This is a genomic window from Chryseobacterium sp. MP_3.2 (genome assembly GCF_035984805.1).
GTDB lineage: Bacteria > Bacteroidota > Bacteroidia > Flavobacteriales > Weeksellaceae > Kaistella.
Genome location: NZ_JAXCHW010000003.1, coordinates 127499 through 152156, shown reverse-complemented (window position 1 = coordinate 152156; position 24658 = coordinate 127499). Strand labels below are relative to the sequence as shown.

The 24658-nt window shown below is 36.2% G+C and carries 23 protein-coding genes; 16 read left to right on the top strand and 7 right to left on the bottom strand.

Annotation, left to right across the window (positions count from 1 at the left end):
* Positions 1-109: 109 nt before the first annotated feature.
* The 6 genes from ileS to trpS all read left to right on the top strand — a co-directional run bounded on the left by ileS (position 110) and on the right by trpS (position 6289).
* Positions 110-3625: an isoleucine--tRNA ligase gene (ileS, locus tag RCH13_RS06475; protein ID WP_326986420.1), complete on the top strand. Its 3516-nt coding sequence runs from the start codon at positions 110-112 to the stop codon at positions 3623-3625.
* A gap of 52 nt (positions 3626-3677) precedes the next feature.
* Positions 3678-4064, top strand: coding sequence for a TraR/DksA family transcriptional regulator (locus RCH13_RS06470; protein WP_326986419.1), 387 nt, complete (start codon positions 3678-3680; stop codon positions 4062-4064).
* Positions 4065-4147: 83 nt separating this feature from the next.
* Positions 4148-4390: a DUF6576 domain-containing protein gene (locus tag RCH13_RS06465; protein ID WP_326986418.1), complete on the top strand. Its 243-nt coding sequence runs from the start codon at positions 4148-4150 to the stop codon at positions 4388-4390.
* A gap of 6 nt (positions 4391-4396) precedes the next feature.
* Positions 4397-4588 (top strand): DUF2683 family protein, encoded by a 192-nt coding sequence (locus RCH13_RS06460; protein WP_326986417.1) that lies wholly within the window; start codon positions 4397-4399, stop codon positions 4586-4588.
* Positions 4588-5226, top strand: coding sequence for a lipoprotein signal peptidase (locus RCH13_RS06455; protein WP_326986416.1), 639 nt, complete (start codon positions 4588-4590; stop codon positions 5224-5226). The genes RCH13_RS06460 and RCH13_RS06455 overlap by 1 nt, the downstream gene beginning before the upstream one ends.
* A gap of 94 nt (positions 5227-5320) precedes the next feature.
* On the top strand, positions 5321-6289 hold the full coding sequence (trpS, locus tag RCH13_RS06450; RefSeq protein ID WP_326986415.1) for a tryptophan--tRNA ligase: 969 nt from the start codon (positions 5321-5323) through the stop codon (positions 6287-6289).
* Between the two features lie 80 nt (positions 6290-6369).
* Here the strand turns inward: trpS and RCH13_RS06445 are convergent, their stop codons facing one another.
* From RCH13_RS06445 to RCH13_RS06425, 5 genes are all read right to left on the bottom strand, one after another.
* The gene (locus RCH13_RS06445) at positions 6370-7065 is read right to left on the bottom strand and encodes a YjjG family noncanonical pyrimidine nucleotidase (protein ID WP_326986414.1); all 696 of its coding nucleotides are present in this window, start codon (positions 7063-7065) and stop codon (positions 6370-6372) included.
* 210 nt (positions 7066-7275) lie between these two features.
* Complete coding sequence (locus RCH13_RS06440) at positions 7276-7866, bottom strand: sigma-70 family RNA polymerase sigma factor (RefSeq protein ID WP_326986413.1); 591 nt, start codon at positions 7864-7866, stop codon at positions 7276-7278.
* Between the two features lie 169 nt (positions 7867-8035).
* Positions 8036-8527, bottom strand: a complete 492-nt coding sequence (locus RCH13_RS06435; protein ID WP_326986412.1) for a hypothetical protein — start codon at positions 8525-8527, stop codon at positions 8036-8038.
* 81 nt (positions 8528-8608) lie between these two features.
* The gene (gene metK, locus RCH13_RS06430; protein WP_326986411.1) at positions 8609-9889 is read right to left on the bottom strand and encodes a methionine adenosyltransferase; all 1281 of its coding nucleotides are present in this window, start codon (positions 9887-9889) and stop codon (positions 8609-8611) included.
* A gap of 189 nt (positions 9890-10078) precedes the next feature.
* On the bottom strand, positions 10079-11026 hold the full coding sequence (locus RCH13_RS06425; protein WP_326986410.1) for a LysR substrate-binding domain-containing protein: 948 nt from the start codon (positions 11024-11026) through the stop codon (positions 10079-10081).
* A gap of 107 nt (positions 11027-11133) precedes the next feature.
* Here RCH13_RS06425 and RCH13_RS06420 point away from each other — a divergent pair, with 107 nt between their 5' ends.
* The 6 genes from RCH13_RS06420 to RCH13_RS06395 all read left to right on the top strand — a co-directional run bounded on the left by RCH13_RS06420 (position 11134) and on the right by RCH13_RS06395 (position 16097).
* Complete coding sequence (locus tag RCH13_RS06420) at positions 11134-12627, top strand: catalase (protein WP_326986409.1); 1494 nt, start codon at positions 11134-11136, stop codon at positions 12625-12627.
* 103 nt (positions 12628-12730) lie between these two features.
* Positions 12731-13498 (top strand): enoyl-CoA hydratase-related protein, encoded by a 768-nt coding sequence (locus tag RCH13_RS06415; protein WP_326986408.1) that lies wholly within the window; start codon positions 12731-12733, stop codon positions 13496-13498.
* An 11-nt stretch (positions 13499-13509) separates the two neighbouring features.
* Entirely contained in the window at positions 13510-13923 is a 414-nt protein-coding gene (locus tag RCH13_RS06410; protein WP_326986407.1) for a deoxycytidylate deaminase, read from the top strand.
* Positions 13924-13935: 12 nt separating this feature from the next.
* Positions 13936-14853, top strand: coding sequence for a site-specific tyrosine recombinase XerD (gene xerD, locus RCH13_RS06405; protein WP_326986406.1), 918 nt, complete (start codon positions 13936-13938; stop codon positions 14851-14853).
* A complete protein-coding gene (locus RCH13_RS06400; protein ID WP_326986405.1) occupies positions 14853-15362 on the top strand; it encodes an NUDIX hydrolase in 510 nt (169 codons plus the stop codon). The genes xerD and RCH13_RS06400 overlap by 1 nt, the downstream gene beginning before the upstream one ends.
* 54 nt (positions 15363-15416) lie before the next feature.
* Positions 15417-16097 carry an RluA family pseudouridine synthase gene (locus RCH13_RS06395; protein ID WP_326986404.1) on the top strand — a complete coding sequence of 227 codons (681 nt, stop codon included), beginning with the start codon at positions 15417-15419 and terminating at the stop codon, positions 16095-16097.
* A 53-nt stretch (positions 16098-16150) separates the two neighbouring features.
* On the opposite strand, the gene RCH13_RS06390 is transcribed toward RCH13_RS06395, so the two are convergent.
* Together RCH13_RS06390 and RCH13_RS06385 are read right to left on the bottom strand one after the other, a co-directional pair.
* Positions 16151-18277 (bottom strand): outer membrane beta-barrel protein, encoded by a 2127-nt coding sequence (locus RCH13_RS06390; RefSeq protein WP_326986403.1) that lies wholly within the window; start codon positions 18275-18277, stop codon positions 16151-16153.
* A 156-nt stretch (positions 18278-18433) separates the two neighbouring features.
* A complete protein-coding gene (locus tag RCH13_RS06385) occupies positions 18434-20710 on the bottom strand; it encodes an aconitate hydratase (RefSeq protein WP_326986402.1) in 2277 nt (758 codons plus the stop codon).
* A 136-nt stretch (positions 20711-20846) separates the two neighbouring features.
* On the opposite strand from RCH13_RS06385, the gene RCH13_RS06380 reads away from it, so the two are divergent.
* The 4 genes from RCH13_RS06380 to RCH13_RS06365 all read left to right on the top strand — a co-directional run bounded on the left by RCH13_RS06380 (position 20847) and on the right by RCH13_RS06365 (position 24645).
* On the top strand, positions 20847-21155 hold the full coding sequence (locus RCH13_RS06380; protein ID WP_326986401.1) for a CD225/dispanin family protein: 309 nt from the start codon (positions 20847-20849) through the stop codon (positions 21153-21155).
* Positions 21145-21522, top strand: coding sequence for a DUF2752 domain-containing protein (locus RCH13_RS06375; protein WP_326986400.1), 378 nt, complete (start codon positions 21145-21147; stop codon positions 21520-21522). Before RCH13_RS06380 ends, RCH13_RS06375 begins: the two co-directional genes overlap by 11 nt.
* 40 nt (positions 21523-21562) lie before the next feature.
* Positions 21563-22306, top strand: a complete 744-nt coding sequence (locus RCH13_RS06370) for a WG repeat-containing protein (protein WP_326986399.1) — start codon at positions 21563-21565, stop codon at positions 22304-22306.
* Between the two features lie 224 nt (positions 22307-22530).
* Complete coding sequence (locus RCH13_RS06365; RefSeq protein ID WP_326986398.1) at positions 22531-24645, top strand: TonB-dependent receptor; 2115 nt, start codon at positions 22531-22533, stop codon at positions 24643-24645.
* Positions 24646-24658 lie beyond the last annotated feature (13 nt).

Below are 24658 nucleotides of genomic sequence, written 5' to 3'. Positions count from 1 at the left end.
CATGTCTCACTCCTTAATATTAGTACAAAAACACCGAAAATTTTACCGAATTTTCCTTATATTCGCAAACTTGAAAATAAGAAGAAAAATTACTTTGAACTGATTGAAAATGAAGAAGTTTAACGAATATAAAAGTCTTGATTTAACCCAGATTGCTGCAAACATCGCGCAGCGTTGGGAAGAGGAAGAAACGTTTAAAAAATCCGTAGAAAACCGTGCAGGAAAACCTGAATATGTTTTTTATGAAGGTCCGCCTTCTGCGAACGGAATGCCCGGAATTCACCACGTGATGGCCAGAGCGCTGAAAGATATTTTCTGCCGCTACCAAACTCAAAATGGAAAACAAGTTTTCCGAAAAGCAGGTTGGGACACTCATGGATTGCCGATTGAACTGGGCGTAGAAAAAGAATTAGGAATTACAAAAGAAGATATTGGGAAGAAAATTTCTGTAGAAGAATACAATCAAGCTTGTAGAAATGCAGTGATGCGCTACACAGATGTTTGGAATGATCTGACGGAAAAAATTGGGTATTGGGTAGATTTAGAAGATCCCTACATTACTTACGAACCCAAATACATGGAAACGGTTTGGTGGCTTCTAAAGCAACTTTACGACAAAGATTTAATGTATAAAGGGTACACGATTCAGCCTTATTCTCCAGCCGCAGGAACGGGATTGTCTTCTCACGAATTGAATCAACCCGGAACGTATCGTGATGTGACTGATACCACCGTAGTTGCACAGTTTAAAGTGAAAAGTGCGCCTGAATACGCGAGTGAAACTTGGAAAAAATTATCTGCAATCGCGTATCCAGACTCCGCAATTGATAGCGAAGTAATCGCAGGAAATACATGTGGCGGAGCTTTACATTGGGAAGAATTCGATACTGAGAAATCTAAAGCAAATGTCTATTTTCTTGCTTGGACCACAACTCCTTGGACTTTACCTTCAAATACCGCATTAGCAGTTGGAAAAGGTATTGAGTATATTTTGGTGAAAACCTTCAATCAATATACTTTTGAACCTATTCATATTATTTTAGCCAAAGTACTTTTACAAAAGAATTTCGGTAAGAAATATTTCGAAGTAACAGACGAAGATTTTAGCAATTACAGTTCAGAAAACAAAACGATTCCCTACCAAATTATAGAAGAATTCACTGGTGCTGACTTAGCTGGAACAGAATACGAACAGTTAATTCCCTGGTTTTTACCCGCTGAAAATGCAGACAAAGCTTTCCGCGTAATTATTGGAGATTTTGTAACCACAGAAGATGGAACTGGTATTGTTCATATTTCCCCAACATTTGGTGCAGATGATGCGCGGGTTGGAAAAGAAAATGGCATTCCACCCATGTTGATTAAAGATGAAATTGACAATCTTGTTCCTTTGGTCGATTTGCAAGGTCGTTTTGTAAAAGGCGGAAATACCCCCGAATTATTTGCGGGAAAATATATTAAAAACGAATATTATGAGAACGGAACTGCACCCGAAAAATCTTGGGATGTAGATTTGGCAATTCTTTTAAAGACTGAAAACAAAGCCTTTAAAGTAGAAAAATATGTTCACAGTTATCCACATTGTTGGAGAACCGACAAACCCGTTTTGTATTATCCACTCGATTCTTGGTTTGTGAAAATGACGGCGGTAAAAGACCGTCTCGTTTCTTTGAATGAGACCATTAACTGGAAACCAAAATCTACGGGTGAAGGACGATTTGCAAACTGGCTCGTTAACGTTAATGACTGGAATCTTTCGCGTTCAAGATATTGGGGAATTCCTTTGCCAATCTGGAGAACTGATCCTTCGACAGGCTCAGGACCACAAGAAGAAATCATCATCGGATCGGTAGAAGAATTAATGACTGAAATCCAAAAATCAATGGAGGCTGGATTCATGTCTGAAAATCCTTTTGCGAAATTCGAGGTTGGAAATATGTCCGAAGAAAATTATGCGAATATTGATTTGCATAAAAATATTGTAGATGAAATTATATTGGTTTCAGCTTCCGGAAAGCCAATGAACAGAGAATCCGACTTGATCGATGTATGGTTTGATTCCGGTTCCATGCCTTACGCGCAATTGCATTATCCTTTTGAAAATAAGGAAATGATTGATTCGAACAAAGCCTTTCCAGCAGATTTTATCGCGGAAGGAGTTGATCAAACGAGAGGTTGGTTTTATACTTTGCACGCCATTGCAACAGCGGTTTTTGATTCTGTAGCCTATAAAAATGTAATGTCGAACGGTTTGGTTTTGGATAAAAACGGCCAAAAGATGTCAAAACGGTTAGGCAATGCGGTTGATCCATTCACGACCTTAGACAAATACGGTCCAGATGCAACCCGATGGTATATGATTGCCAATGCAAATCCTTGGGAAAATCTCAAATTCGATCTAGAAGGAATAGATGAAGTTCGTCGTAAATTTTTCGGTACCCTTTATAACACCTACACTTTCTTCATTTTATATGCGAATGTAGATGGATTTACGTACGCTGAAAAAGAGGTAGAAAACCGTCCAGAAATTGACCGTTGGATTTTATCTGAACTCAATTTATTGGTCAAAGAGGTTACTTCTTTTTATGAAGACTACGAACCAACCAAAGTGGCAAGAGCCATCAACAACTTCGTTAATGACAACTTAAGCAACTGGTACGTAAGACTTTGCCGACGAAGATTCTGGAAAGGTGAATATTCTGACGACAAGATTTCTGCGTATCAAACATTGTATACGTGTTTAGAAACCGTGGCTAAAATTGCCGCCCCAATTGCACCCTTTTTCATGGATCAATTGTACCGCGATTTAAATACGATTACGGGTAAAAATACGGCGGAATCAATTCACTTGACAGACTTCCCGATTGCCAATGAAAGTTTAATAGATCAAGATTTAGTAGAAAAAACGCACTTGGCGCAACAAATTACCTCGATGGTATTTTCTTTGAGAAAAAAGGAAAATATGAAAGTTCGCCAACCTTTAGAAAAGGTAATGATTCCGGTTTTAGATGCAAAAACAGAAAAGCAAATCTTGGCAGTTTCAGATCTTATTAAGCAAGAAGTGAATGTAAAACAACTTCAACTGATCAATGCAGAAGAAGCAGCAGACTTAATTGTAAAGCAGATTAAACCGAATTTTAAAACTTTGGGCGTCAGACTAGGAAAAGACATGAAAATGGTGGCTGGAGAAATTACGAAGTTAGATGCTGCACAAATTTCGACCTTGGAAAAAGAGGGAAAAATGATGATTGGTAATTATGAAATTTCTTCGGATGATGTAGAAATTTTCACGAAAGATATTCCGGGTTGGACGGTGATTAGTGAAGGTAAATTAACTGTAGCTTTGGACTTAACTTTAACGGAAGAACTTAAAGCAGAAGGAGTTGCAAGAGAATTCATCAACAGAGTACAAAATATTCGGAAGGAGAAAAATTTCGATTTAACGGATCGAATTACAATTCAAATAGAGCAAAATTCACCTTTCGAAATGCAATTGATGAACAATAATTCTTATATTTCCGAAGAAGTATTGTCAGATGAAATAGAAATTGTAATTTCACTCGCGACATTTGAGGAAATAGAAATCGACGAAGAGCGATTCAAAGTCGGAATTGTAAAGAAATAAAAGGCTGGCAAAAAACTCCAGGATCATTAAAATATTAAAAAAACACACCGTTATGGCAGAAGAAAGAGAAAGACAAAGATATAGTGACAATGATTTGGTTGAATTCAAGGAATTGATCCAATCTAAAATAGTAAAAGCAGAGAGAGATTTAATTCTTGTGAGAGAAAGTTTCATCAATGACCAGAATAATGGAACAGATGATACTTCCCCGACCTTCAAGGCTTTTGAAGAAGGTGCAGAAACTTTAAGCAAAGAGCAAAACGCAATTTTGGCAGGCAGACAAGAGAAATTCTTAAGAGAGCTAAAAAATGCATTGATCAGAATTGAAAATAAGACCTACGGAATCTGCAGAGTTACCGGTAAATTAATCGGTAAAGACCGTTTACGTGCGGTTCCTCATGCAACTTTAAGTATAGAAGCGAAAAATCTACAGCGATAAGTCTATCTCTACTATATCAATAATGCGCAAAGTAAATTGTATAACGCTATGCAGATTACTTTGTGCATTTATATTTTAAAGTCATGAATACGGTCCTAATTCTATTGGCAGTTGCGGTTATTTTTGCCTACTTTTTCCGAAAAGACATCAAAGAAAAAATTAAACCCAATCGTGAAAAAAATCTCACATTAGACGATCAATTTAATTCCAAAAGAAGAGATCGGGAAATAGAGATTGATCAAATCCTGAGTAAAATTGGGAAAAATGGATTAAATGATTTATCCAAAGAAGACAAAAAACGACTAGACGAACTGTCTAAAAAATAATTAAAAATGGAAGCACTAATAGTTCACCCCAAGAATCAAATGGAACTGAATGCGCTGAAAAGCGTAATGAAAGAAATGGGAATCCGGTATGAAAAATTCCATACCAGAAATACGAAAGATCCCCGACAAAATGAAAATTCTTTCCCGGCAAAAAAGCCTGCAAAAAATTTTAAAGAAAAACCTAAGTCCGGCGAATAATGAAGAAAATAGCACTGATAACTTTTATCATTTTATTAATTGACCAAGTATCTAAATTTTACATTAAAACTCATTTCCATTTAGGAGAAAGTATAGATGTAATTCCGGGATTTAAATTGACTTTTGTGGAGAATCCAGGTATGGCTTATGGACTTCATTTCGGGGGACTCATTGGAAAATATTTTCTGGTCATTCTTCGATTAGCGCTTATTGGATTTATGATTCATCTGTTTCTCAAATGGGTAAAAGAAAAGAAAAGCAACTACCTCATCATCCCCATGACCATCATTTTTGCAGGTGCAATTGGCAATGTGATTGATGGGATTTTCTACGGATTAATTTTCGATAGCGGAACCCATTTTGACGAGAGTGTGGAACGCTGGATTGACTATGGTGGTATATCTCAAGTAGTTCCTTTCGGGGAAGGTTATTCTTCTTTAATGAAAGGTTGCGTAGTAGATATGCTGCATTTTCCTTTAGTAGATTGGTATGTACCCGAAACCATTCCCTTAATCGGTGGAAAACATATCGAATTCTTTAAATATATTTTCAATGTTGCAGATGCTGCCATTACGGTTGGAGCTTCTTTACTGCTTATTTTTCGGAAAAAGGCTTTTCCAGATGGATTTGAATTGTAATGAAGAACTAGGATAAATCCTTTCGATCTTTTTGTCTTTTTACCAATAGAATTTTAGAAAATCTAAAATTAAAAACTAAAAATTTAGAATCTTAATGCCAAGAATTCTTACCGGAATCCAGTCAACTGGAACTCCTCATTTAGGAAATTTATTAGGAGCTATTATTCCTGCGATTGAACTTTCTAAAAAAGCAGAAAACGAGTCTTTTTTATTTATCGCGAATATGCACGCCCTGACCCAAATTAAAAATGGCGCGGAGCTGAAACAAAATACCTATGAAATTGCAGCAGCTTGGCTTGCTTGCGGATTAGATACAGAGAAAACTTTTTTTTACAGACAAAGTGACATCGCGGAAGTTTGTGAGCTTTCTTGGTATCTGTCCTGTTTTTTTCCTTACCAAAGATTGACTTTGGCGCATTCTTTTAAAGACAAAGCAGATCGTTTAGAAGATGTAAATGCAGGATTATTCACTTATCCAGTTTTGATGGCTGCAGATATTTTGCTTTATAATGCGGAAATTGTTCCTGTAGGAAAAGATCAGCTGCAACATCTGGAAATGGCGAGAGATATGGGTGCTCGATTTAATCACCAAATGGGAGAAACTTTCACGCTGCCGAAAGCTGAAATACAGGAAGGCACCATGTATGTTCCGGGAATTGATGGTCAAAAAATGTCTAAATCCCGTGGAAATATCATCAATATTTTCTTGCCGGAAAAAGAACTTAAAAAGCAGGTGATGGCAATTGAAACAGATTCCAAATCATTAGAAGATCCGAAAGATCCGGAAACTGATAAAATATTTGCCTTGTATCAATTGATTGCAACTCCAGAGCAAACCGAAACATTAAAGGGCAAATATCTTGCGGGAAACTTTGGGTATGGTCATGCTAAAACTGAACTGCTTCAGTTGATCCTTACAAGATTTGAAAAAGAAAGGGAATTATTTACGTATTATATGAACAACCTGCCTGAACTGGAAGAAAAGCTGTTGGAAGGCGCTATAAAAACGCGAATAATTGCCGCTGAAACTTTGGGCAAAGTGAGAAGCAATTTGGGACTTTAAGTTTCGAAATTTCATAAAAACAAATAACCTTTCATTTTCGAAAGGTTATTTTTAATTAAGGTCATGTTCTTATCGAAAAATTATAGAATTTCTTTCAGTTCTTTCAGCATTTTGATAACTTTCACACCATCTGCTTCAAAATTATCATTGAATACATCAAAGAATACGACTTCTAAACCGAATGCTTTTCCGCCTTCTACGTCTGCAATCCAGTCATCACCTATCATCATAGACTCTTCTTTTTTAGCATTACCTTTTTTCAATGCGTATTCATAAACCGCGGCATGAGGCTTTCTGATATTGATTTCATCTGCACTGGTAATGGTTTGGAAATAATTTTTGATCCCAGAAAGTTCACATTTTCGGTGAGTTACTTCTTCGAAACCATTGGAAAGAATATGAAGAATATACCCTTTCTCCGAAAGATATTCCAAGATTTCAAACGCTCCGGGCACTAAATCATTGTAATTTAATATCTCATCTAAAAACTGGTGTTCGAAAACCTGCGCGATCTCAAAATCATCAATCCCGAAAAAAAGAAAAGTATCATAGAAACGATGATTCTGCAAATATTCTTTGTCAATTTCTCCATCTCGGATTTGGGCCCAAAATCTTTCATTGATGGTAAAGTATTCTTTGTGAAATTCCTCAAAGGGAATATTGTATTTTTCGAGAACGTTTTGTCTTTTGTAAAGATCCTTTAAAGTAAGGTAAGCGTTTCTGCGGTGGTCCCAAAGGGTATTATCTAGGTCAAAAAAAATGTGCTGAATTTTCATACAGCACAAATTTAATTAAATTAAGATTAATTCTGGGAAACAATCTGGATTTTACTTTTGGTTTTTAGAACCGCAAGGCTTTTGGAGTAACTCAGTAAAAAATCAATTGTTTGCTTTTTTGGTTTCAAAAGTTTTTCTTTAAAAGTGTCATTTTTTTTCATACGCAAATATGGGATTTCACTTAAAAACGAAACTTTTTTTTTTTTAGTATTACCGAGTTAAAATAATATGGTGTTCATCCATTATTTTTCTCAAATTAATTAGAGCATAACGCACTCTTCCTAAGGTCGTATTGATACTGGTCTCTGTTTGTTCTGCTATTTCTTTGAAACTAAGGCCATCAAAAAAACGCAGTTTAATTACTTCTTGCTGATTGGCCGGTAAATATACAAGCATTTTGAGCAAGTCATCTTTTATTTGAAGACTTATTAAACGCTCCTCTATGTTTTCCTCCTGCTCAGAAATAATATCAAAAATAGAGAATTCCTCATTTTCATAAGAAGTTTCAGAAACTTTGATGTGCTTTGATTTTAGTCGGAAATGATCTATAATTAGATTGTGAGCGATTCTCTTTGCCCAAAGAATAAATTTACCTTCTTCATTATAACGCCCTTCTTTTAAGGTGATGATAATTTTTATGAAGGTATCTTGAAAGATATCATTGGCGAGATCATGATCCATTAATTTATAAAAAATGAAAGAAAAAAGATCTTTTTGATGTCTATCTATAAGAATAGGGAGGGTTTTTTCGTTTCCCTTTCGGTACTCCGCAATTAACCAGCTATCTGCTTGTGTATTCATAATTCACTTCTGTTTAGGTAATCACCCACTTACCCGATGATTTATCAGGTTAACAGGATCAGTTTATTAGAAAGTAAATTTTAATCGATAGTAGTGGTTTTGTTCGAGTGGTAAATGTACTAAAAAAGTTAATACTTTGTTAAATTATTTTAAACTATTTAACATAACGCTATTTTTTTAGCAAATCATGCAACAAAACGAGCGGAAGGTTAACAGTAAAATTTATGTTCAATCCTTTCAATTCCTTCCCATTGATGCCATTTTTGTCTAAGGAGAATGCATAACCACCCGTGAGATCAAACAATCCAAAAAGAGAAACACCAATTTTTGGAGCTACATATTTAGTGGTTACTTCTGCACCTGCCAAGAAATAATAACTGTGATAGAGATCTACATTCTTCTCAAAATTAATTAAAACATCACCTTGCACTTTCGGCATAATGGCAAACTCATTATTTGCAACGCCCATCAAAGCAGATGTGCCAAGCCGATAAATTACGTCATCTGTTTTTAAAAAGAGTAATCTGCCACCAATTTCCCCGAAACTCTGGTTTTGGTAGACGTAGCCCGCGTGTAAAAGTTTATGTACGGTTAATTGTGCTTTGGTCAAAACAGTATTTGCAAGCAAAAAAAAGATAATAAGGGCAAAACCTTTCTTCATAATTAAGAATTATTTCTGGGGTAAAGTTAAAAAAAAACTGCTTCATCTTCTCAGACAAAGCAGTTTTCTAATTATTGTAATTTAGAGGCTAAACTCTTTTTTAATTTCTTCTACTTTATCGAGTTTTTCCCACGTAAAAAACTCCAAAGCTTCTATGGTTTTTATTTCGCCATTGGCACCTTTAAAGGATTTATCGGCAATATAATGATCTCTTCCCATGTGTCCATAAGAAGCGGTTTCAAGATAGATTGGGTTTCTCAATTTCAAGTTTTGTTCAATGGCGTAAGGTCTTAGGTCAAATATTTTTTGAACTCTTTCGGCAATTTCGCCATCATTTAATCCCAGTTTAGACGTGCCGTACGTATTAACATATAATCCGCAAGGTTCTGGAACCCCAATAGCGTAAGAAACCTGAACTAAAATTTCATCTGCAACCCCTGCTGCCACAAGGTTTTTCGCCATGTGTCTTGTTGCGTACGCTGCACTTCTATCTACTTTAGAGGGATCTTTCCCAGAGAAAGCTCCACCACCGTGAGCGCCTTTCCCCCCGTATGTATCTACAATAATTTTTCTTCCTGTTAATCCAGTATCTCCGTGCGGACCACCGATTACAAATTTCCCAGTTGGATTGATATGGTATTTGATCTGATCATTAAATAAATCCTGAATCGCGCGGCTTTGCGTTGCTCTAACTTTCGGAATTAATAATCCTATAATATCGGTTTTAATTTTTGCCAGCATTGCTTCCTCACTTCCAAACTCATCATGCTGAGTTGAAACTACAATGGAATCAATTCTTACCGGTTTATGATCATCTGAATATTCTATGGTCACCTGAGATTTTGCATCAGGACGAAGGTAAGTGATGGCGTTATTTTCTCTTCTAAGTACTGCCAATTCTTTCAAAATCGTATGGGCCAAATCTAAAGCAAGTGGCATATAGTTTTCTGTTTCGTTGGTGGCGTACCCGAACATCATTCCTTGATCTCCCGCTCCTTGCGAATTGGCTCTGGTTTCAAAATCTGCATCTTCTTTCGCACGATCAACTCCTTGATTAATATCTGGAGACTGCTCATGAATTGCCGAAATTACACCGCATGAATCGCCATTAAACATGTATTCTCCTTTGGTATAACCTATGTCATTAATTACTTTTCGGGCAATGTCTTGTACATCAAGATAAGCGGTGGATTTAACCTCTCCTGCCAAAACTACCTGTCCTGTTGTTACTAATGTCTCACAAGCAACTTTGGAATTGGGGTCGTAAGCCAAAAAATGATCAATTAATGCATCAGATATTTGATCCGCTATTTTATCAGGATGCCCTTCAGAAACGGACTCAGACGTGAATAAATAAGACATATTTCTTTTGTTTTTTTATAATTATATAAAAAGAAAAAGAGAAAGGATTACAAAAGAAACTAAAATAGAAAATCTGTTTTAGCATTTTTTATGGAGGTTGCAATCAGTTCAAATTTTTCCTCTCGAAAGTATTTCGGTGCAAATTTAAAGACTATTTACCGAACCACAAAATTAATAGCAAGATTAAAATTATTGTGGTTTTACACTTACAAAATCCTCTGGATTACGATTGTAATTCAGAGTATCAGCTAAAGATTTTTTAATAGAACTCGTCATCTCATCTAGAATCTTTTGCTTATAAGTTGGCTTATAATAAATTAAAGTGATCTCCCGATAAGGAAATGGTTTACGGAATCTTGCGATTTTTCCTTTCTGCTGCTCAGAAAGCTGTGGTATTGCCAATTCAGGTAAAATAGTAATTCCCCCCACTTTATCAACCATCGTGATTAAGGTATTGATGTTTGAGGCAAGAAATTCTAGGTTTTTCGGTTTCAAAGAGTTTTCTTTCAGGTGACAAATATTTTCAAACTGGGATCTCAAACAATTTCCTTCTTCCAATAACCAAACTTTATCTGAGTTGATTTCTTCTGGCACTACAAAAGAATCCTTTTTGCTCTCTTGGTCAGATGAATACAACATCAATTCCTCATTGAATAAGAAATCATGATAAAAATCGTTGGCACCATCAAAAGGGGTTGCTATGATTCCAGCATCAAGTTCACCTGATTTCAAAGATTTGATGATATTTTCCGTCGTCATTTCTTTTACATTCAGCTCAATCTTCGTATTATTTTTCAAAAATTCAAAAATCTGTACTGGCAAAATAAAATTAGAAACGGTAGGAATAATACCCAAGTTTAAACGACCGGCTAAAACGTTATTCAGAAGGTTTGCTTTTCCCTTCAACTCATTTATCGCATCAATCACCTTGGTGGCCTCCTCTATAATTTGGATTCCAATATCTGTAGTACGTATTGGATGCGTGGTACGGTCAAAAATCTTCACATCTAGCTCATCTTCAAATTTTTGAATCATTGCGCTAAGTGTAGGTTGCGTAATAAAACACGACATGGCAGCTTTCCCAAAATGTTTGTATTTGTCTACCGCGATAAGATATTCTAATTGTTGAATGTTCATTTGATAAGTATTGTCTATTACAAAGATAAGGTGTTTAATTGAGTTTTTTCAATGCTTCTTCATTTTGCAGACATAAATTCTTAAATTTGTGGTCTAAACCCTATCTCATGTCATCCAATAAACTTACTTCTAGTTCTGGCGCGCCTTATTTTGAACATCAGGACTCTCAAACCGTAGGTGCGCGAGGTCCCGTTTTGCTTCAAGATTTTATGTTGCAAGAAAACCTTGCCCATTTTGTGCGAGAGAGAATTCCAGAAAGAGTGGTGCATGCCAAAGGAAGCGGTGCTTACGGAAAATTTACCGTTACGCATGACATTTCAAAATATACCAAAGCCAAATTATTTTCCACGGTAGGTAATGAATGCAAAATGTTTGCAAGATTTTCTACTGTTGGTGGGGAAAAAGGCAGTGCTGATACCGAAAGAGATCCGCGCGGTTTTGCCTTAAAGTTCTACACTGAAGATGGAAATTGGGATCTCGTAGGAAATAATACGCCTGTTTTCTTCATTAAAGACGCTAAAAAATTTCCAGATTTTATTCATACGCAAAAACGTCTGCCGAAGACGAACTTAAAAAGTGCGACCATGAAATGGGATTTTTGGAGTTTAAATCCAGAATCTCTACATCAGGTTTTGATCCTGATGTCTGATCGAGGTACTCCTTATGGCTATAGACACATGCATGGTTTTGGCTCTCACACTTTTTCCATGATTAATGCTGCAAATGAAAGGGTATGGGTTAAGTTTCACTTTAAAGCAAAACAGGGAATTAAAAATTTTACCGATGACGAAGCTGCAAAAATGAAAGGTGAAAATCCAGACTTTTCACAAGATGATTTAGTAAATGCCATTGAAAACGGTGATTTTCCAAAATGGACTTTATTTATTCAGGTGATGACCGATGAGCAAGCGCAAGAATTTCGCTGGAATCCATTTGACGTGACCAAAGTTTGGTTTCAAGCAGAATTTCCCTTGATTGAAGTGGGAGAAATGGAATTGAATAAAATCCCCGACAATTTCTTTGCGCACGTGGAGCAAGCCACCTTCTCGCCGAGCAACTTCATTTCTGGAATCAGTTTTTCTCCAGATAAAATGTTGCAGGGACGTTTATTCTCCTATCCAGATGCGCACCGATATAGAGTTGGTGTAAATGCGAGTCAGTTAGAAGTTAACCGCTGCCCTTTTGCAGTTACCAATTATCAGCGAGATGGAGCCCTGGCAAATGCTGATCAATATGGAGACGCACCCAATTATCACCCCAATAGTTTTGATGAAATTACTACCGACCCAGACTACAAAAGTTTCGAATATGATTTAGACAGCAATAGAGTTGCGTATTTCAATAGAAATCAAGAGGAAGACGATCATTACACTCAACCTGGTTTATTGTACACGAAAGCGATGAAACAGGAAAATCGCGAGGCGTTAATTCAAAACATTATTGCATCGATGAAAGATATTTCTGGACCTAAAAGAGAAGAGATTATCAATCGTCAGTTATGTCATTTCTTTCGCGCAAATATTGAATTGGGAATGAAAATCGCGATGGGACTTCAGATCAATATTGATTCTAATATGATGAGTCACACGATTGAACATTAATTAGAAATAAAACTTTATAACAGTTAAATAACATTTAAACTATGATTATTTGACTATTTTTCGTAATTTGCAATCGTGAATTTAAAAAAATTTACAAAACACAATGATTTACGAAAATATTCTCTCAAATATTGAGAACAAAACTGCCGTTATTACTATTAACAGGCCAGAAAGCCTTAACGCGCTTAATTCAAAAACAATTCAGGAACTCAGTCAGCTTTTTTCAGAATTGAATGACAACAATGAAGTTCGCGTTATCATTCTTACCGGAAGCGGAGAGAAATCTTTCGTAGCAGGTGCAGACATCAAAGAATTTTCAGATTTTGGAACGTCAGCTGCGGAAGATTTGGCGAGAAACGGCCAAAATATTTTATTCAATAAAATTGAAAACATGTCTAAACCAGTTATTGCTGCCATTAATGGTTTTGCTTTAGGTGGTGGATTAGAATTGGCAATGGCTTGTCATATCAGATATGCGTCTGAAAATGCAAAATTAGGTCTACCAGAAGTAACATTAGGATTGATTCCTGGTTATGGCGGAACACAAAGGCTGCCCAAACTCGTAGGAAAAGGTTGGGCGAATGAATTGATATTTTCTGCAAAAATGATAAGTGGGGAAAAAGCGAAAGAAATTGGCTTGGTAAACGAGGTATTTAGTTTGGAAGAACTTTTGCCCAAAGCACAAGAATTGGCAAAAATGATTGCACGTAATTCTCCCATGGGGATTTCAAAAGCCATTTCAGCGGTTAATCAATCTGACACGGAAATGGGATTTGAAACTGAAATTAAATATTTTGGGGAGCTTTTCGAAATGGATGACAAAAAAGAGGGAGTGACAGCATTTCTGAAAAAAAGAAAACCTTCCTTTTAAAAGCCTAATTATTGGAACCAACAAAATTTGATTTTGCCTATTTAAAAATGGCGAAAGAATGGGCAAATCTATCTTACTGTAAAAGAAAACAAGTAGGTGCGCTCATTGTAAAAGACAGAATGATCATCTCTGATGGATATAATGGAACACCATCTGGATTTGAAAACTGCTGTGAAGATGAAAATGGAAACACGCAGTGGTACGTTCTACACGCAGAAGCAAACGCGATTCTAAAATTAGCCAGATCTACGCAATCTGCGAAAGACGCAACGCTTTACCTTACCCTGTCTCCCTGCAAAGAATGCAGCAAATTAATTCTGCAGGCGGGTATAAAAAAAATAGTTTACATTGACGATTATTCCGATAATGACGGAATTGACTTCTTAAGAAACCATGGAATTGAAACTTTAAAAATTCCTATTTAAATAAACACACAAATGTTAACCTGGAATGAAAAAATTGCCGACTTCGAAAATTATCTAAAATTTGAAAGAAATTTTTCAGATAATACTTTGGATGCCTACTTACGAGATATTAAAAAATTAAGGGATTATGCGCAAGACGATCTGCAGCAGACTAATCCTGCCATTATCACCTATGAAGAAATTCAGGAATATCTTTTTCAGCTTTCGAAGAAAAAATTTAGTGAGCGCTCTCATGCGCGCTGGATTTCTTCCATCAAAGCATTCTTTAAGTATTTGCTTGAAGATGAAATTAGAACAGATAATCCAGCCGCCTTATTAGAAGGACCAAAATTAGGATTGTACTTACCAGATACATTAAGTTTCGAAGACGTGAATAGAATTATTCGTGCGATTGATACTACAAATGATTTAGGCAAGAGAAATCAATGTATGATTGAAGTTCTGTACGGTTGTGGTTTACGCGTTTCAGAATTAATTGATCTTAAAATTTCTAATATCAACTTCAAAGAATCTTATTTAAAAGTGGACGGAAAAGGAGATAAATCCCGCTTTGTTCCCTTCGCGAAATATACGGCAGACCTCATCAAAGATTATATTCAAAACACGAGAATTAAATATAAAATCAATAAAAAATGTGAAGACATTCTGTTTCTCAATAGCAGAGGTTCATCCATGTCTCGCGTTATTGTTTTTATCATTATTAAAGAACTGGCAGAAAAAGCGGGAATCAATAAAAAGATTTCTCCGCACACTTTCCGACATTCTTTTGCAACCCATCTTCTTCAAAATGGGGCGGATTTACGGTACATTCAAGAAATGTTAGGCCACTCCAGCATCACAACCACAGAAATTTATACGCATCTGAAAAATGAAGAGCTGCGGGATGTAATTTTAAGTTACCACCCGAGAAATAAAGCCATTGCAGTATAATGATTGACTTAAAATTCTGCCCTAATTGCGGCAGAGATCAACTTCAATGGGACGGCGAAAAAAAATGGAATTGTACAAATTGCGATTACGTACTTTTCCATAATGTTGCCGGTGCGGTAGCTGTTCTGATAACTTGCGGCGATGAAATTTTATTTACGAAAAGAAATCAGGAGCCCAAAAAAGGCAAGCTTGATTTGGCAGGTGGATTTGTTGATCCCAAAGAAAGCGCGGAAGAAACTTGCGTGAGAGAACTGTTTGAAGAAATGGAGATAAATGTCGATGGTGACCAACTTCAGTATTTGGGAAGCTTACCAAATACTTACGAGTACAAAAATATTCCCTACAATACCTTGGATCTTTTCTTTGAATATAAAGTCCCTGAAAAATTTGAGGTGCAATTAGAAGTTTCTGAAATTTCTGAAACACTTTGGATTCATAAAAGTCAAATTCCTTTTCATGATCTTGCATTTGATTCCCAAAGAATCTTTCTCCAATCTCATTTTAAGTAATTTCTAAATTTACTCGAATTTTTTTGGCGTAAATTGCGCATTCATAATTAGAAAATGGAGGAATCACAAATCGTTTTTGAGGACAATCACGTCTTGATCATCAATAAAAAAGTAGGACAACTCGTTCAAGGAGATAAAACTGGCGACGAATCGCTTTTGGATTCTATCAAAAATTACATCAAAGTTAAAGAGCATAAACCTGGAAATGTCTATTTGGGTTTAGTTCATAGAATTGATCGGCCAACTTCTGGCTTGGTTATTTATGCGAAAACATCCAAAGCACTTTCTCGTTTGACGCAAATGGTAAAAAACCGGGAAATCAAGAAAACGTATTGGGCAGTGGTTCCGAAAGAAATGATTCCGCATGAACAGCGGTTGGTGCATTACCTTCAAAAAAATGAAAAAAATAACAAGGCCACCGTTTTCCCAAAAGCAACCATTGGTGCAAAAGAAGCAATTCTCAATTATAAATTAGTAAAGACTTTGGACAATTTTCAATTATTGGAAATCGATCTAGAAACGGGAAGACACCATCAAATCAGGGCGCAATTATCTAAAATTGGAGTGCCGATTAAAGGCGATTTAAAATATGGTTCGCCTAGGTCTAATCCAGATGGTGGAATTCATCTTCATGCGAGGAAATTAGAATTTCTCCATCCAGTCACGCTTCATAAAGTAAGCGTCACGGCGCCTGTTCCGAAAAATGATCCCGTGTGGAAAGCTTGCGAAGAGTAAAATTAGAAACTTATACAAAAAGGGAAACACATCTGCGTTTCCCATTTCTATTTTTACTGAGCTGGAATTAATCCTCCTTCTTCCGGTTTATTTTTCTCTAAAATATTTTGATCAATTTTTGCATTTTTATTCTTCGTCGGAATTTTATAACTCAGAGATATTCCAAATCTTCTAGAATCATATTTGCTCGAAAGATTAACATTTGGAACACTGGAAATGGAATGCAGCGCCGTCTCTTGCGTATTAAAAACATCATCTGCAAAGAGTGAAATATTCAAGCGATCATCCATAAATTTTTTCGAAAAAGTTAAATTCAAAGAATTATTGAAAGGCTTATCTGCCACGAAATAATAGTAATTCCCTTTGGCAGTGAGATAATTATAATTTGCCACAAATTTGATGTCTTTGGGCAAAATAATTTGCGCCATGAAATTAAAAACCCAGAAACCCTTTGTACTGATATCCGGTAATTGGTGTAATTGATAGGCAGAATAAATATAAACGAAATTAAGTTTGTCTGGATTCATATCAAATTTCATCAACTCTTTTAAAGGCGTATTAAAAATGGCAAAAGGAATCGGAAAACCTACATTAAAATTATGGATCTTCAGTTCAGAAACATTATCCTGAGAATTGATAATGACGTCGCCGACTCTACTAATTTTTTGCACCACCTGATTCTTTGCAACGCTTACATTATAGCCTATAAATACGTAATCTACCGCGCTTAACTTCGCCTCGAAATTATCATAAATTGTTGGTTGCAGGTTTGGATTTCCGGCAGATTGAGAATTTGGACCTTGAAACGTGGTGTTGTTTGGGTTCAAAACAGAAATGCTTGGCAAAGAAATTTTCTTGTTGTAGTTTAAAGCAAAGTAAACTTGACTCGCTAGATTGTACTGAACACTAGCATTGGGGAAAAATTTGAACTTTCTAAATTCTACCAAATCTTCATACCGGTTGTTCTTATAATTGTAAGCCAAACCAGAAATATCATAATTTTCAGCACGCGTTCCTAGAATTAAATCAATCTTCTTTAAGGTGGTTTGAAATTCTAAATACGTCGCCGCATTTAATTTTTGATAATCCAAATTGAGCTCATTAAAACTCGCCGTTTTATAATTTTGCTTTTCATAAAGCCCACCAAAACTTACCTTGCCTTCATCAAAAAATTTTAAAGGCTGAGAATAATCCACTCGAAAATTAGAAACTTTCATAACCGATGAATTATCTAAAACGTTTTGAGAACTTTGCTCATTCCGCTGAAAGAATTGAGAATCAGCTTGAGAATAAGACGCTTTAAAATCGAGCTTTTTTGCCTTATCCGCAAATTTTTTCTGGTAAGTTGCTACGGCTTCATTTCTATAACTTTCAGAGTCTACATAAGTATTTTGTGTATAAAAGTTGCCACCGGAAATTCCTGAACTTAGACTATTGGCATCGAGATTATTATTGTAAAAGTCATAATTAAGAAGCAAACGGTCTAATCCTAAATCAATGGTCACCGCACTTTTAGCAAATATTCCACGGTTGATTCGATCTGTATTGATGAATGCTAAATCGTCTTGGTTAGAATCCATCAAACTTTCCCGGTAATTTTGTCCCGCATTTATTTGCCATCCAAAATATTTATTTCTTGCATTTAAATTGATGGAATTATTGGTTCGATCTCGCCATTTATCGTAGTTCGTAAAATTATAATTGGCGGAATACGTTGCGGTTAAATAACTTTTTGAATTTCTATTTGTAATAATATTCATGATTGCACCGCCAGAAGTTGCGGGAAATTCGGCGCCGGGTTGCGTAATGATCTCAATCTTTTCTATCGAATTTGCAGGCATTCCTTCTAAAAACGAATTCAATTCATTACTGGAAATATTGAGCGGCCGACCGTCCATATAAACATCCAATTGTTTGCCTTGATAGAGCATTCCAGCGACATCTGAAGCAATCAGACCCGGAAGTTTGTTAATGCCTTCCATCACACTGCCAGAATTTAATTGCGGTTGCTCGGAAAAATCAAAAATAGTTCGATCCGCTTTCTGCTCGACTGCTTTCTTCCTTTTTATAAGGTTAACTGATTCAATGTCTTTCTCTTTTGTTTCAGCCTGCTTCTCTTGAGAAAAGGATAATTGAAAAAAAAATAGAGCTGCGGTTGCAAAGAGTAATTTGGTGGTCATAAATAGATGTCTTAGCAATAAGACAACTGTAAGTAGGAATTGTTACATCTACAGGCAAATTTAATTCTTCTTTTGCTTAAAATTGGACCAAAAAAAATCCCCTTCGTTTTGAAGGGGACTATTTAATAAATCTTGAGGAAGATTATTTGATGATAATTAAGCCTTTCTTGCGGCTTCTGCTGCAATTAAGTTTAACGCTGAACCTGCGGTATACCAATCAATCTGCTGAGCATTGTAAGTATGGTTCGCTACAACTACATCTTTGCTTCCGTCTGCATGAACGAACTCTAAAGTCAAAGGTTTTCCTGGTGCGAATGCAGATAAATCTACAAAATTCACCACATCATCTTCTTCAATTTTATCGTAATCTGCTTTGTCGGCAAACGTTAAACCAAGCATTCCTTGTTTTTTCAAGTTCGTTTCGTGAATTCTCGCGAAAGATTTTACCAATACTGCTTTTACTCCAAGATGTCTCGGCTCCATGGCGGCGTGCTCTCTAGAAGATCCTTCTCCGTAATTTTCATCACCTACAACTATTGTAGAAACTCCCGCGGCTTTGTACGCTCTGGCAACATCTGGAACCGGACCATATTCTCCCGTAAGAGAATTTTTTACCGTATTGGTTTCCATATTATACGCGTTAATTGCTCCAATCAACATGTTATTTGAGATGTTATCTAAGTGACCACGGTATTTCAACCACGGACCTGCCATGGAGATATGATCCGTGGTACATTTCCCGAAGGCTTTAATTAAAACTTTAGCATTGCTGATATTTCCACTGTTCCATCTTTCGAAAGGCTGCAAAAGTTGAAGACGGTCAGAATTTGGATTTACATCAATTACTACGGAAGAACCATCTTCAGAGGGCGCTTGATATCCATTATCTTCTACGGCGAAACCTCTTTCCGGTAATTCCATCCCTTTTGGCTCATCAAGCATTACTTGCTCACCAGAAGAATTGGTTAAAGTATCTGTAATTGGATTAAAATCTAAACGACCAGAAATTGCAACTGCAGCTACCATTTCTGGGGAAGCTACAAATGCGTGGGTATTTGGATTTCCATCTGCTCTCTTCGCGAAATTTCTATTGAAAGAGTGAATAATAGAATTTTTCTCGCCTTTATCAGCATCTTCTCTATCCCATTGACCGATACATGGTCCACAAGCATTGGTAAATATTCTGGCAGACTGAAATTTTCTAAATGAATCAAGAAAACCATCTCTCTCTGCAGTGAATTTAACCTGTTCTGATCCAGGATTAATCCCTAAAATCGCTTTCGGCTGAACACCTTTAGCAAATGCATCTTCTACGATGGAAGCTGCTCTGGACAAATCCTCATAAGAGGAGTTGGTACAAGAACCAATCAAGGCCCACTCTACTTCAATCGGCCATCCGTTTGCAACAGCTTTATCATGAAATTCTCCAACTGGGGTAGCTAAATCTGGGGTGAAGGGACCATTTAAATGCGGCGTTAATTCCGATAAATTGATTTCTATGACCTGATCGAAATATTGTTCTGGGTTTGCATAAACCTGATCATCGCCAGTTAAATGTTCGGCGATTTGATCAGCAGCATCTACGATATCTTGTCTTCCTGTTGCAGCTAAATATCTTCGCATAGAATCATCATACCCAAAAGTTGAAGTGGTAGCTCCAATTTCTGCTCCCATGTTACAAATGGTTCCTTTCCCTGTTGCCGAAAGTGAACGAGCACCTTCTCCGAAATATTCTACGATACAGCCAGTTCCACCTTTCACGGTGAGAATTCCAGCTACTTTTAAGATCACGTCTTTTGCAGAAGTCCAGCCGCTTAATTTTCCAGTTAATTTAATCCCAATTAATTTCGGCATTTTTAATTCCCAAGCCATTCCAGCCATTACATCTACTGCATCTGCACCACCTACACCGATGGCAACCATTCCCAGTCCACCTGCATTTACGGTATGTGAATCAGTTCCGATCATCATTCCACCTGGAAATGCATAATTTTCTAAAACCACCTGGTGAATAATTCCAGCTCCTGGTTTCCAGAAACCAATTCCATATTTATCACATACTGAACTTAAGAAATTAAATACCTCTGAATTTTTATTGATGCCTTCCTGTAGATCCTGTTCTGCTCCAACTCTTGCTTGAATCAAGTGATCCGCATGTGCGGTAGAAGGAACTGCAACTTTACTTTTGCCTGCCTGCATAAATTGCAAAAGTGCCATTTGTGCAGTTGCATCCTGCATTGCTACACGATCCGGCGCGAAATCTACATAAGAATTTCCGCGTTCGTGAGCAGTAGTTGCATTGCCTTCCCAAAGGTGAGTATATAATATTTTTTCTGATAAGGTAAGAGGTTTTCCTACCACTTCACGTGCTTTTGCAACTCTCTCAGGATAGCGTGCATACACTTGTTTAATCATGTCTAGGTCAAAAGTCATATCTGGTATATTTAATTGAAAATTTATAGAAAGTCAAATTTACGAATTTTTTAAGTGTAAATGTGTTTTAGCGGTGAAGAATTAAGATGAAAGTAATTGCGATTTTCTATTTTTTCTGTACTTTTAAAAAAAAATAATGGACCAGAATCAACCCCAGAGTTTTAATAATTCTGCAAGTACTATTCCGCCCAAATCATGGTTAATCGAATCTATTTTGGTTACCGTTTTCTGCTGTCAAATTCTAGGCATCATCAGTATAATTTATGCAGCGGGCGTAGAATCAAAATTTTACAGAGGAGACATTTATGGTGCTGAATCCGCTTCATCAACTGCGAAAACTTTAGTCATTATAAGTGCTGCAACTGGTGTTTTGACCATTGTAGGAATAATTATTCTTGCCATGATGGGTGTATTTGCCGGGTTAATCCATAATTATGGGTTTTAAAAAAAATTATTCAGTCCTCATTTTCATCATCTTGGTAGGTGCAGCATTGCTCTTCTATTATTTCTTCGATCCGCAATCATACTCCTTCCTTATCAAATGTCCTTTTAAAATGATTACGGGTTTAGATTGTCCTGGATGCGGAAGTCAACGGGCACTACATTCCATTTTACATGGGGAGTTTGGGAAGGCATTTTCCTACAATCCACTTTTTATCATCGCCCTTCCTTATGTTTTAGTAGGCATTTTTTTTGAATGGTTTGGTTTAAAACATACATATCCGAAAATTCGGAGAATCCTTTTCGGAAGTGAGGCCATTTACAGCATTGGTGTCATTGTCATTTTTTATTTTATTGGCAGAAATCTTTAGATAAAAATCTTTTGGCAGCAATTTTGCAAATTTAGACCTAATGAAAAATATATTAACTCTTTTATTACTCTCATTTTCTTTTCTTTTTTATAGTCAAATCAAGCAAACGACGGCTATAAAAGCACCGAAAAAAAATGTGGTTAGTACATATTCTTTGGATCTCAAAAAAATTAATGATTCTATTCCTTCCCTAATTCCTCAAAAGCGAGATGGCTTATTCGGGTTTATCAATCAGCACGGAAAATTGATGATTATAAATGTGTACAGCAATGTGGGCTTCTTTACTGAAGATTGTAATTTGCTCAATTCACCCAATGTAAAAGTGAGAAAATATGGCAGTTCAAAATATGCTTCGGTCCGCTTAAATGATGTGGATTATCGAATAAACCAATTTGGTAAAAGAGTCTACCAATTTAAAAAAGAAGATTTAGGCAAGTGTGATTTGGAATTTAAATCGCAACTTTTTCACGCTTACATCATGAACTCGGCTTATGGTATCATAGAGGATTCTAAATTTGAAAATCCTGGAGATTATCGGCAGTACACCATTTACCCACAATATGATTACTTGCATATTGTAGAAGGTGACGATTTAAAAAAGCCTTTGATCATCGCCACTAAGAATAATAAATTCGGAGTTATCGATATCAATCAAAAGGTAATTATTCCCTTTGAGTATGTGGATGTCAAAAGAAATTACAGCTGGAAACTGGCGCGGTTATTTGAAGTAACCAAAGACGGCAAAAATTATTATTATGTTGATACAGAAAATAACGCCTATTAATTATAAATTTTGTAATTTCGACCTCTGAAATTTAAGGGGTGCCGTAAAAAGCTGAGATTATACCCAATGAACCTAGAACAGATAATGCTGTTTAGGGAAGTTCGAAAATTTTGATTGAAACTATTTGCGTTGATAAATTTAAAAAGCATCTTCACATAGTTCCAAATATCAATTTTTCATAATCACCCCTTTTATTCAATTAATCTTTAAAAAAAGTTAAAAGAATGAAAGGATTTATTATTTTAGGACTTATTGGAAGTCCATTTCTAGGTGCGCAAAACATTGCAAAAGACACCTTACTAACACAAGCCATTGAGTCTGTTAATTTTACAAAAAGATTGCCCTTTTCCAAGGAAATCATAAATGTAGAAAAAGACTTGAGCTCCAAAAATCTAGGACAAGATCTGCCCATTTTGCTTAAAAATCAAATCTCTGTACTCTCTACTTCGGATGCGGGAAATGGAATTGGGTACACAGGATTTCGAATTCGGGGCGTAGGCGGAAATGGAATTAATGTGATGCTGAACGGCGTGCCTTACAATGATTCTGAATCACAGGGAACTTTTTTTGTGAATGTGCCGGATCTTACAAGCTCTGCTTCTCAGATCGTTATTCAGCGCGGTGTGGGAACTTCTACGAATGGCGTTTCAGCCTTTGGGGCAAGTGTGAATATCATCTCTAAAAACCCTGAAGAAGAGTTTTATCTGAAATCCGACAACACTTACGGCTCCTTTGATACCTATAAATATGCCGCAGAAATTGGATCTGGAAAATTTTGGAAAAATCGCTTAAGCGTAATGGGAAGATATTCCAAAATTCATTCAGATGGTTACATTGATCGCGCGTTTTCTGATTTAAATTCCTATAATCTCACGGCCCTCTTTGAAGAAAATAAAACAAAAATTAGATTAATGGCATTTGGGGGAAAAGAAAAAACCTACCAAGCCTGGAATGGCGTAGATCAAGCGACGTGGGAAACCAATCCGAAATTTAATTATTCTGGCGCAATCTATGATTCTAACTGGGAAAACATTATCGGCTTTTATGATAATGAAACCGATAATTATAAGCAGAATCATTTTCAATTATTATGGAGTCAAAATTTGAGCACTCGCTGGAATTTAGAAACCACTTTTCATTACACTAAAGGGAAAGGGTATTATGAAAATTACAAACAAGATGCAAAATTTTCTAAATATAGTTTACCAAACTTAATCGTTGATAATCAAGTGATAAAACGAACAGATTTCATACGGAAAAAATGGTTAGACAATGATTTTTATGGCGCGGTTTCCAATTTTTCGGGAAATTTTGATAGCGCAGATTATAATTTTGGTCTTGTTGCTAATCAATATAAAGGACAACATTTCGGAAATGTTTCTGGCGTGTTCATTCCAGAAATTTTCGAGCATGAATACTATCGAAATGAGGGAACTAAAAATGAAGTTGCCGGATTCGCGAAGATTTTGCTTACTAAAGACCGCTTCGAATTTTTCGGTGATTTGCAGTTGCGGTCGATTGCTTATGATACCAAAATCATTGTGCAAGGTGATAATGAAGGTTTTGACTTGAGCAAACATTGGGTATTTTTTAATCCAAAAGCGGGAATCAATTATAAAATTCCGGCGGGAAAATTATTCATTTCAGCTGCAGTAGCGCAACGTGAACCGAATAGAGATGATCTTTTTGCCAATCCTGAAACCGAAGCGGAAAAACTCTACGATTTCGAAGCAGGAATGGAAAAAACGCTAGGTCCAGTTTCCCTTACCGCTAATTTATACTACATGAATTATGTGAATCAATTGGTTTTAAATGGTCAAATTAATGATATTGGAGAATTTATTCGGGTGAATTCAGACAGCTACAGAATGGGAACTGAACTGGGAATTCTGGCAAAATTATCTTCTCAATTCAATTTGTCTGGAAATTTAACCTTAAGTGAAAACAAAAACCGGGATTTTCAGAACAAAACTTCGGCAAGCATTGAAAATCTTGGTAAAAAAGAAATTGCCTTCTCGCCCAAAACCATTGCAAATCTATTGCTCAATTATCAGCCGACGAAAAATTTTAGTCTCGGTTTACAAAACCAATACGTCGGCAATCAATACTTGGATAACACGCAGAATGAAAATCTACTTTTAGACGACTACTTTCTGACTGATTTTAGCGCTCAATATAAGCTTCAACTAAAAAGAACAGAAATTGATTTCAGGCTTCTTGTGAACAATATTTTCGATAAAAAATATGTGAACAATGGTTTCGTAGTAGAGGCAGCTCCGTATTATTTCGCCCAGGCAGGAACAAATTTCATGTTTGGAGTAAGTTTTAAGTTTCAATAATAAATATTGGAAA

Bases quoted from the DNA above. Each gene is read 5' to 3' on its own strand.
- ileS (WP_326986420.1), top strand. From the start codon at position 110: ATGAAGAAGTTTAACGAATATAAAAGTCTTGATTTAACCCAGATTGCT.
- RCH13_RS06470 (WP_326986419.1), top strand. From the start codon at position 3,678: ATGGCAGAAGAAAGAGAAAGACAAAGATATAGTGACAATGATTTGGTT.
- RCH13_RS06465 (WP_326986418.1), top strand. From the start codon at position 4,148: ATGAATACGGTCCTAATTCTATTGGCAGTTGCGGTTATTTTTGCCTAC.
- RCH13_RS06460 (WP_326986417.1), top strand. From the start codon at position 4,397: ATGGAAGCACTAATAGTTCACCCCAAGAATCAAATGGAACTGAATGCG.
- RCH13_RS06455 (WP_326986416.1), top strand. From the start codon at position 4,588: ATGAAGAAAATAGCACTGATAACTTTTATCATTTTATTAATTGACCAA.
- trpS (WP_326986415.1), top strand. From the start codon at position 5,321: ATGCCAAGAATTCTTACCGGAATCCAGTCAACTGGAACTCCTCATTTA.
- RCH13_RS06445 (WP_326986414.1), bottom strand. From the start codon at position 7,065: ATGAAAATTCAGCACATTTTTTTTGACCTAGATAATACCCTTTGGGAC.
- RCH13_RS06440 (WP_326986413.1), bottom strand. From the start codon at position 7,866: ATGAATACACAAGCAGATAGCTGGTTAATTGCGGAGTACCGAAAGGGA.
- RCH13_RS06435 (WP_326986412.1), bottom strand. From the start codon at position 8,527: ATGAAGAAAGGTTTTGCCCTTATTATCTTTTTTTTGCTTGCAAATACT.
- metK (WP_326986411.1), bottom strand. From the start codon at position 9,889: ATGTCTTATTTATTCACGTCTGAGTCCGTTTCTGAAGGGCATCCTGAT.
- RCH13_RS06425 (WP_326986410.1), bottom strand. From the start codon at position 11,026: ATGAACATTCAACAATTAGAATATCTTATCGCGGTAGACAAATACAAA.
- RCH13_RS06420 (WP_326986409.1), top strand. From the start codon at position 11,134: ATGTCATCCAATAAACTTACTTCTAGTTCTGGCGCGCCTTATTTTGAA.
- RCH13_RS06415 (WP_326986408.1), top strand. From the start codon at position 12,731: ATGATTTACGAAAATATTCTCTCAAATATTGAGAACAAAACTGCCGTT.
- xerD (WP_326986406.1), top strand. From the start codon at position 13,936: ATGTTAACCTGGAATGAAAAAATTGCCGACTTCGAAAATTATCTAAAA.
- RCH13_RS06400 (WP_326986405.1), top strand. From the start codon at position 14,853: ATGATTGACTTAAAATTCTGCCCTAATTGCGGCAGAGATCAACTTCAA.
- RCH13_RS06395 (WP_326986404.1), top strand. From the start codon at position 15,417: ATGGAGGAATCACAAATCGTTTTTGAGGACAATCACGTCTTGATCATC.
- RCH13_RS06390 (WP_326986403.1), bottom strand. From the start codon at position 18,277: ATGACCACCAAATTACTCTTTGCAACCGCAGCTCTATTTTTTTTTCAA.
- RCH13_RS06385 (WP_326986402.1), bottom strand. From the start codon at position 20,710: ATGACTTTTGACCTAGACATGATTAAACAAGTGTATGCACGCTATCCT.
- RCH13_RS06380 (WP_326986401.1), top strand. From the start codon at position 20,847: ATGGACCAGAATCAACCCCAGAGTTTTAATAATTCTGCAAGTACTATT.
- RCH13_RS06375 (WP_326986400.1), top strand. From the start codon at position 21,145: ATGGGTTTTAAAAAAAATTATTCAGTCCTCATTTTCATCATCTTGGTA.
- RCH13_RS06370 (WP_326986399.1), top strand. From the start codon at position 21,563: ATGAAAAATATATTAACTCTTTTATTACTCTCATTTTCTTTTCTTTTT.
- RCH13_RS06365 (WP_326986398.1), top strand. From the start codon at position 22,531: ATGAAAGGATTTATTATTTTAGGACTTATTGGAAGTCCATTTCTAGGT.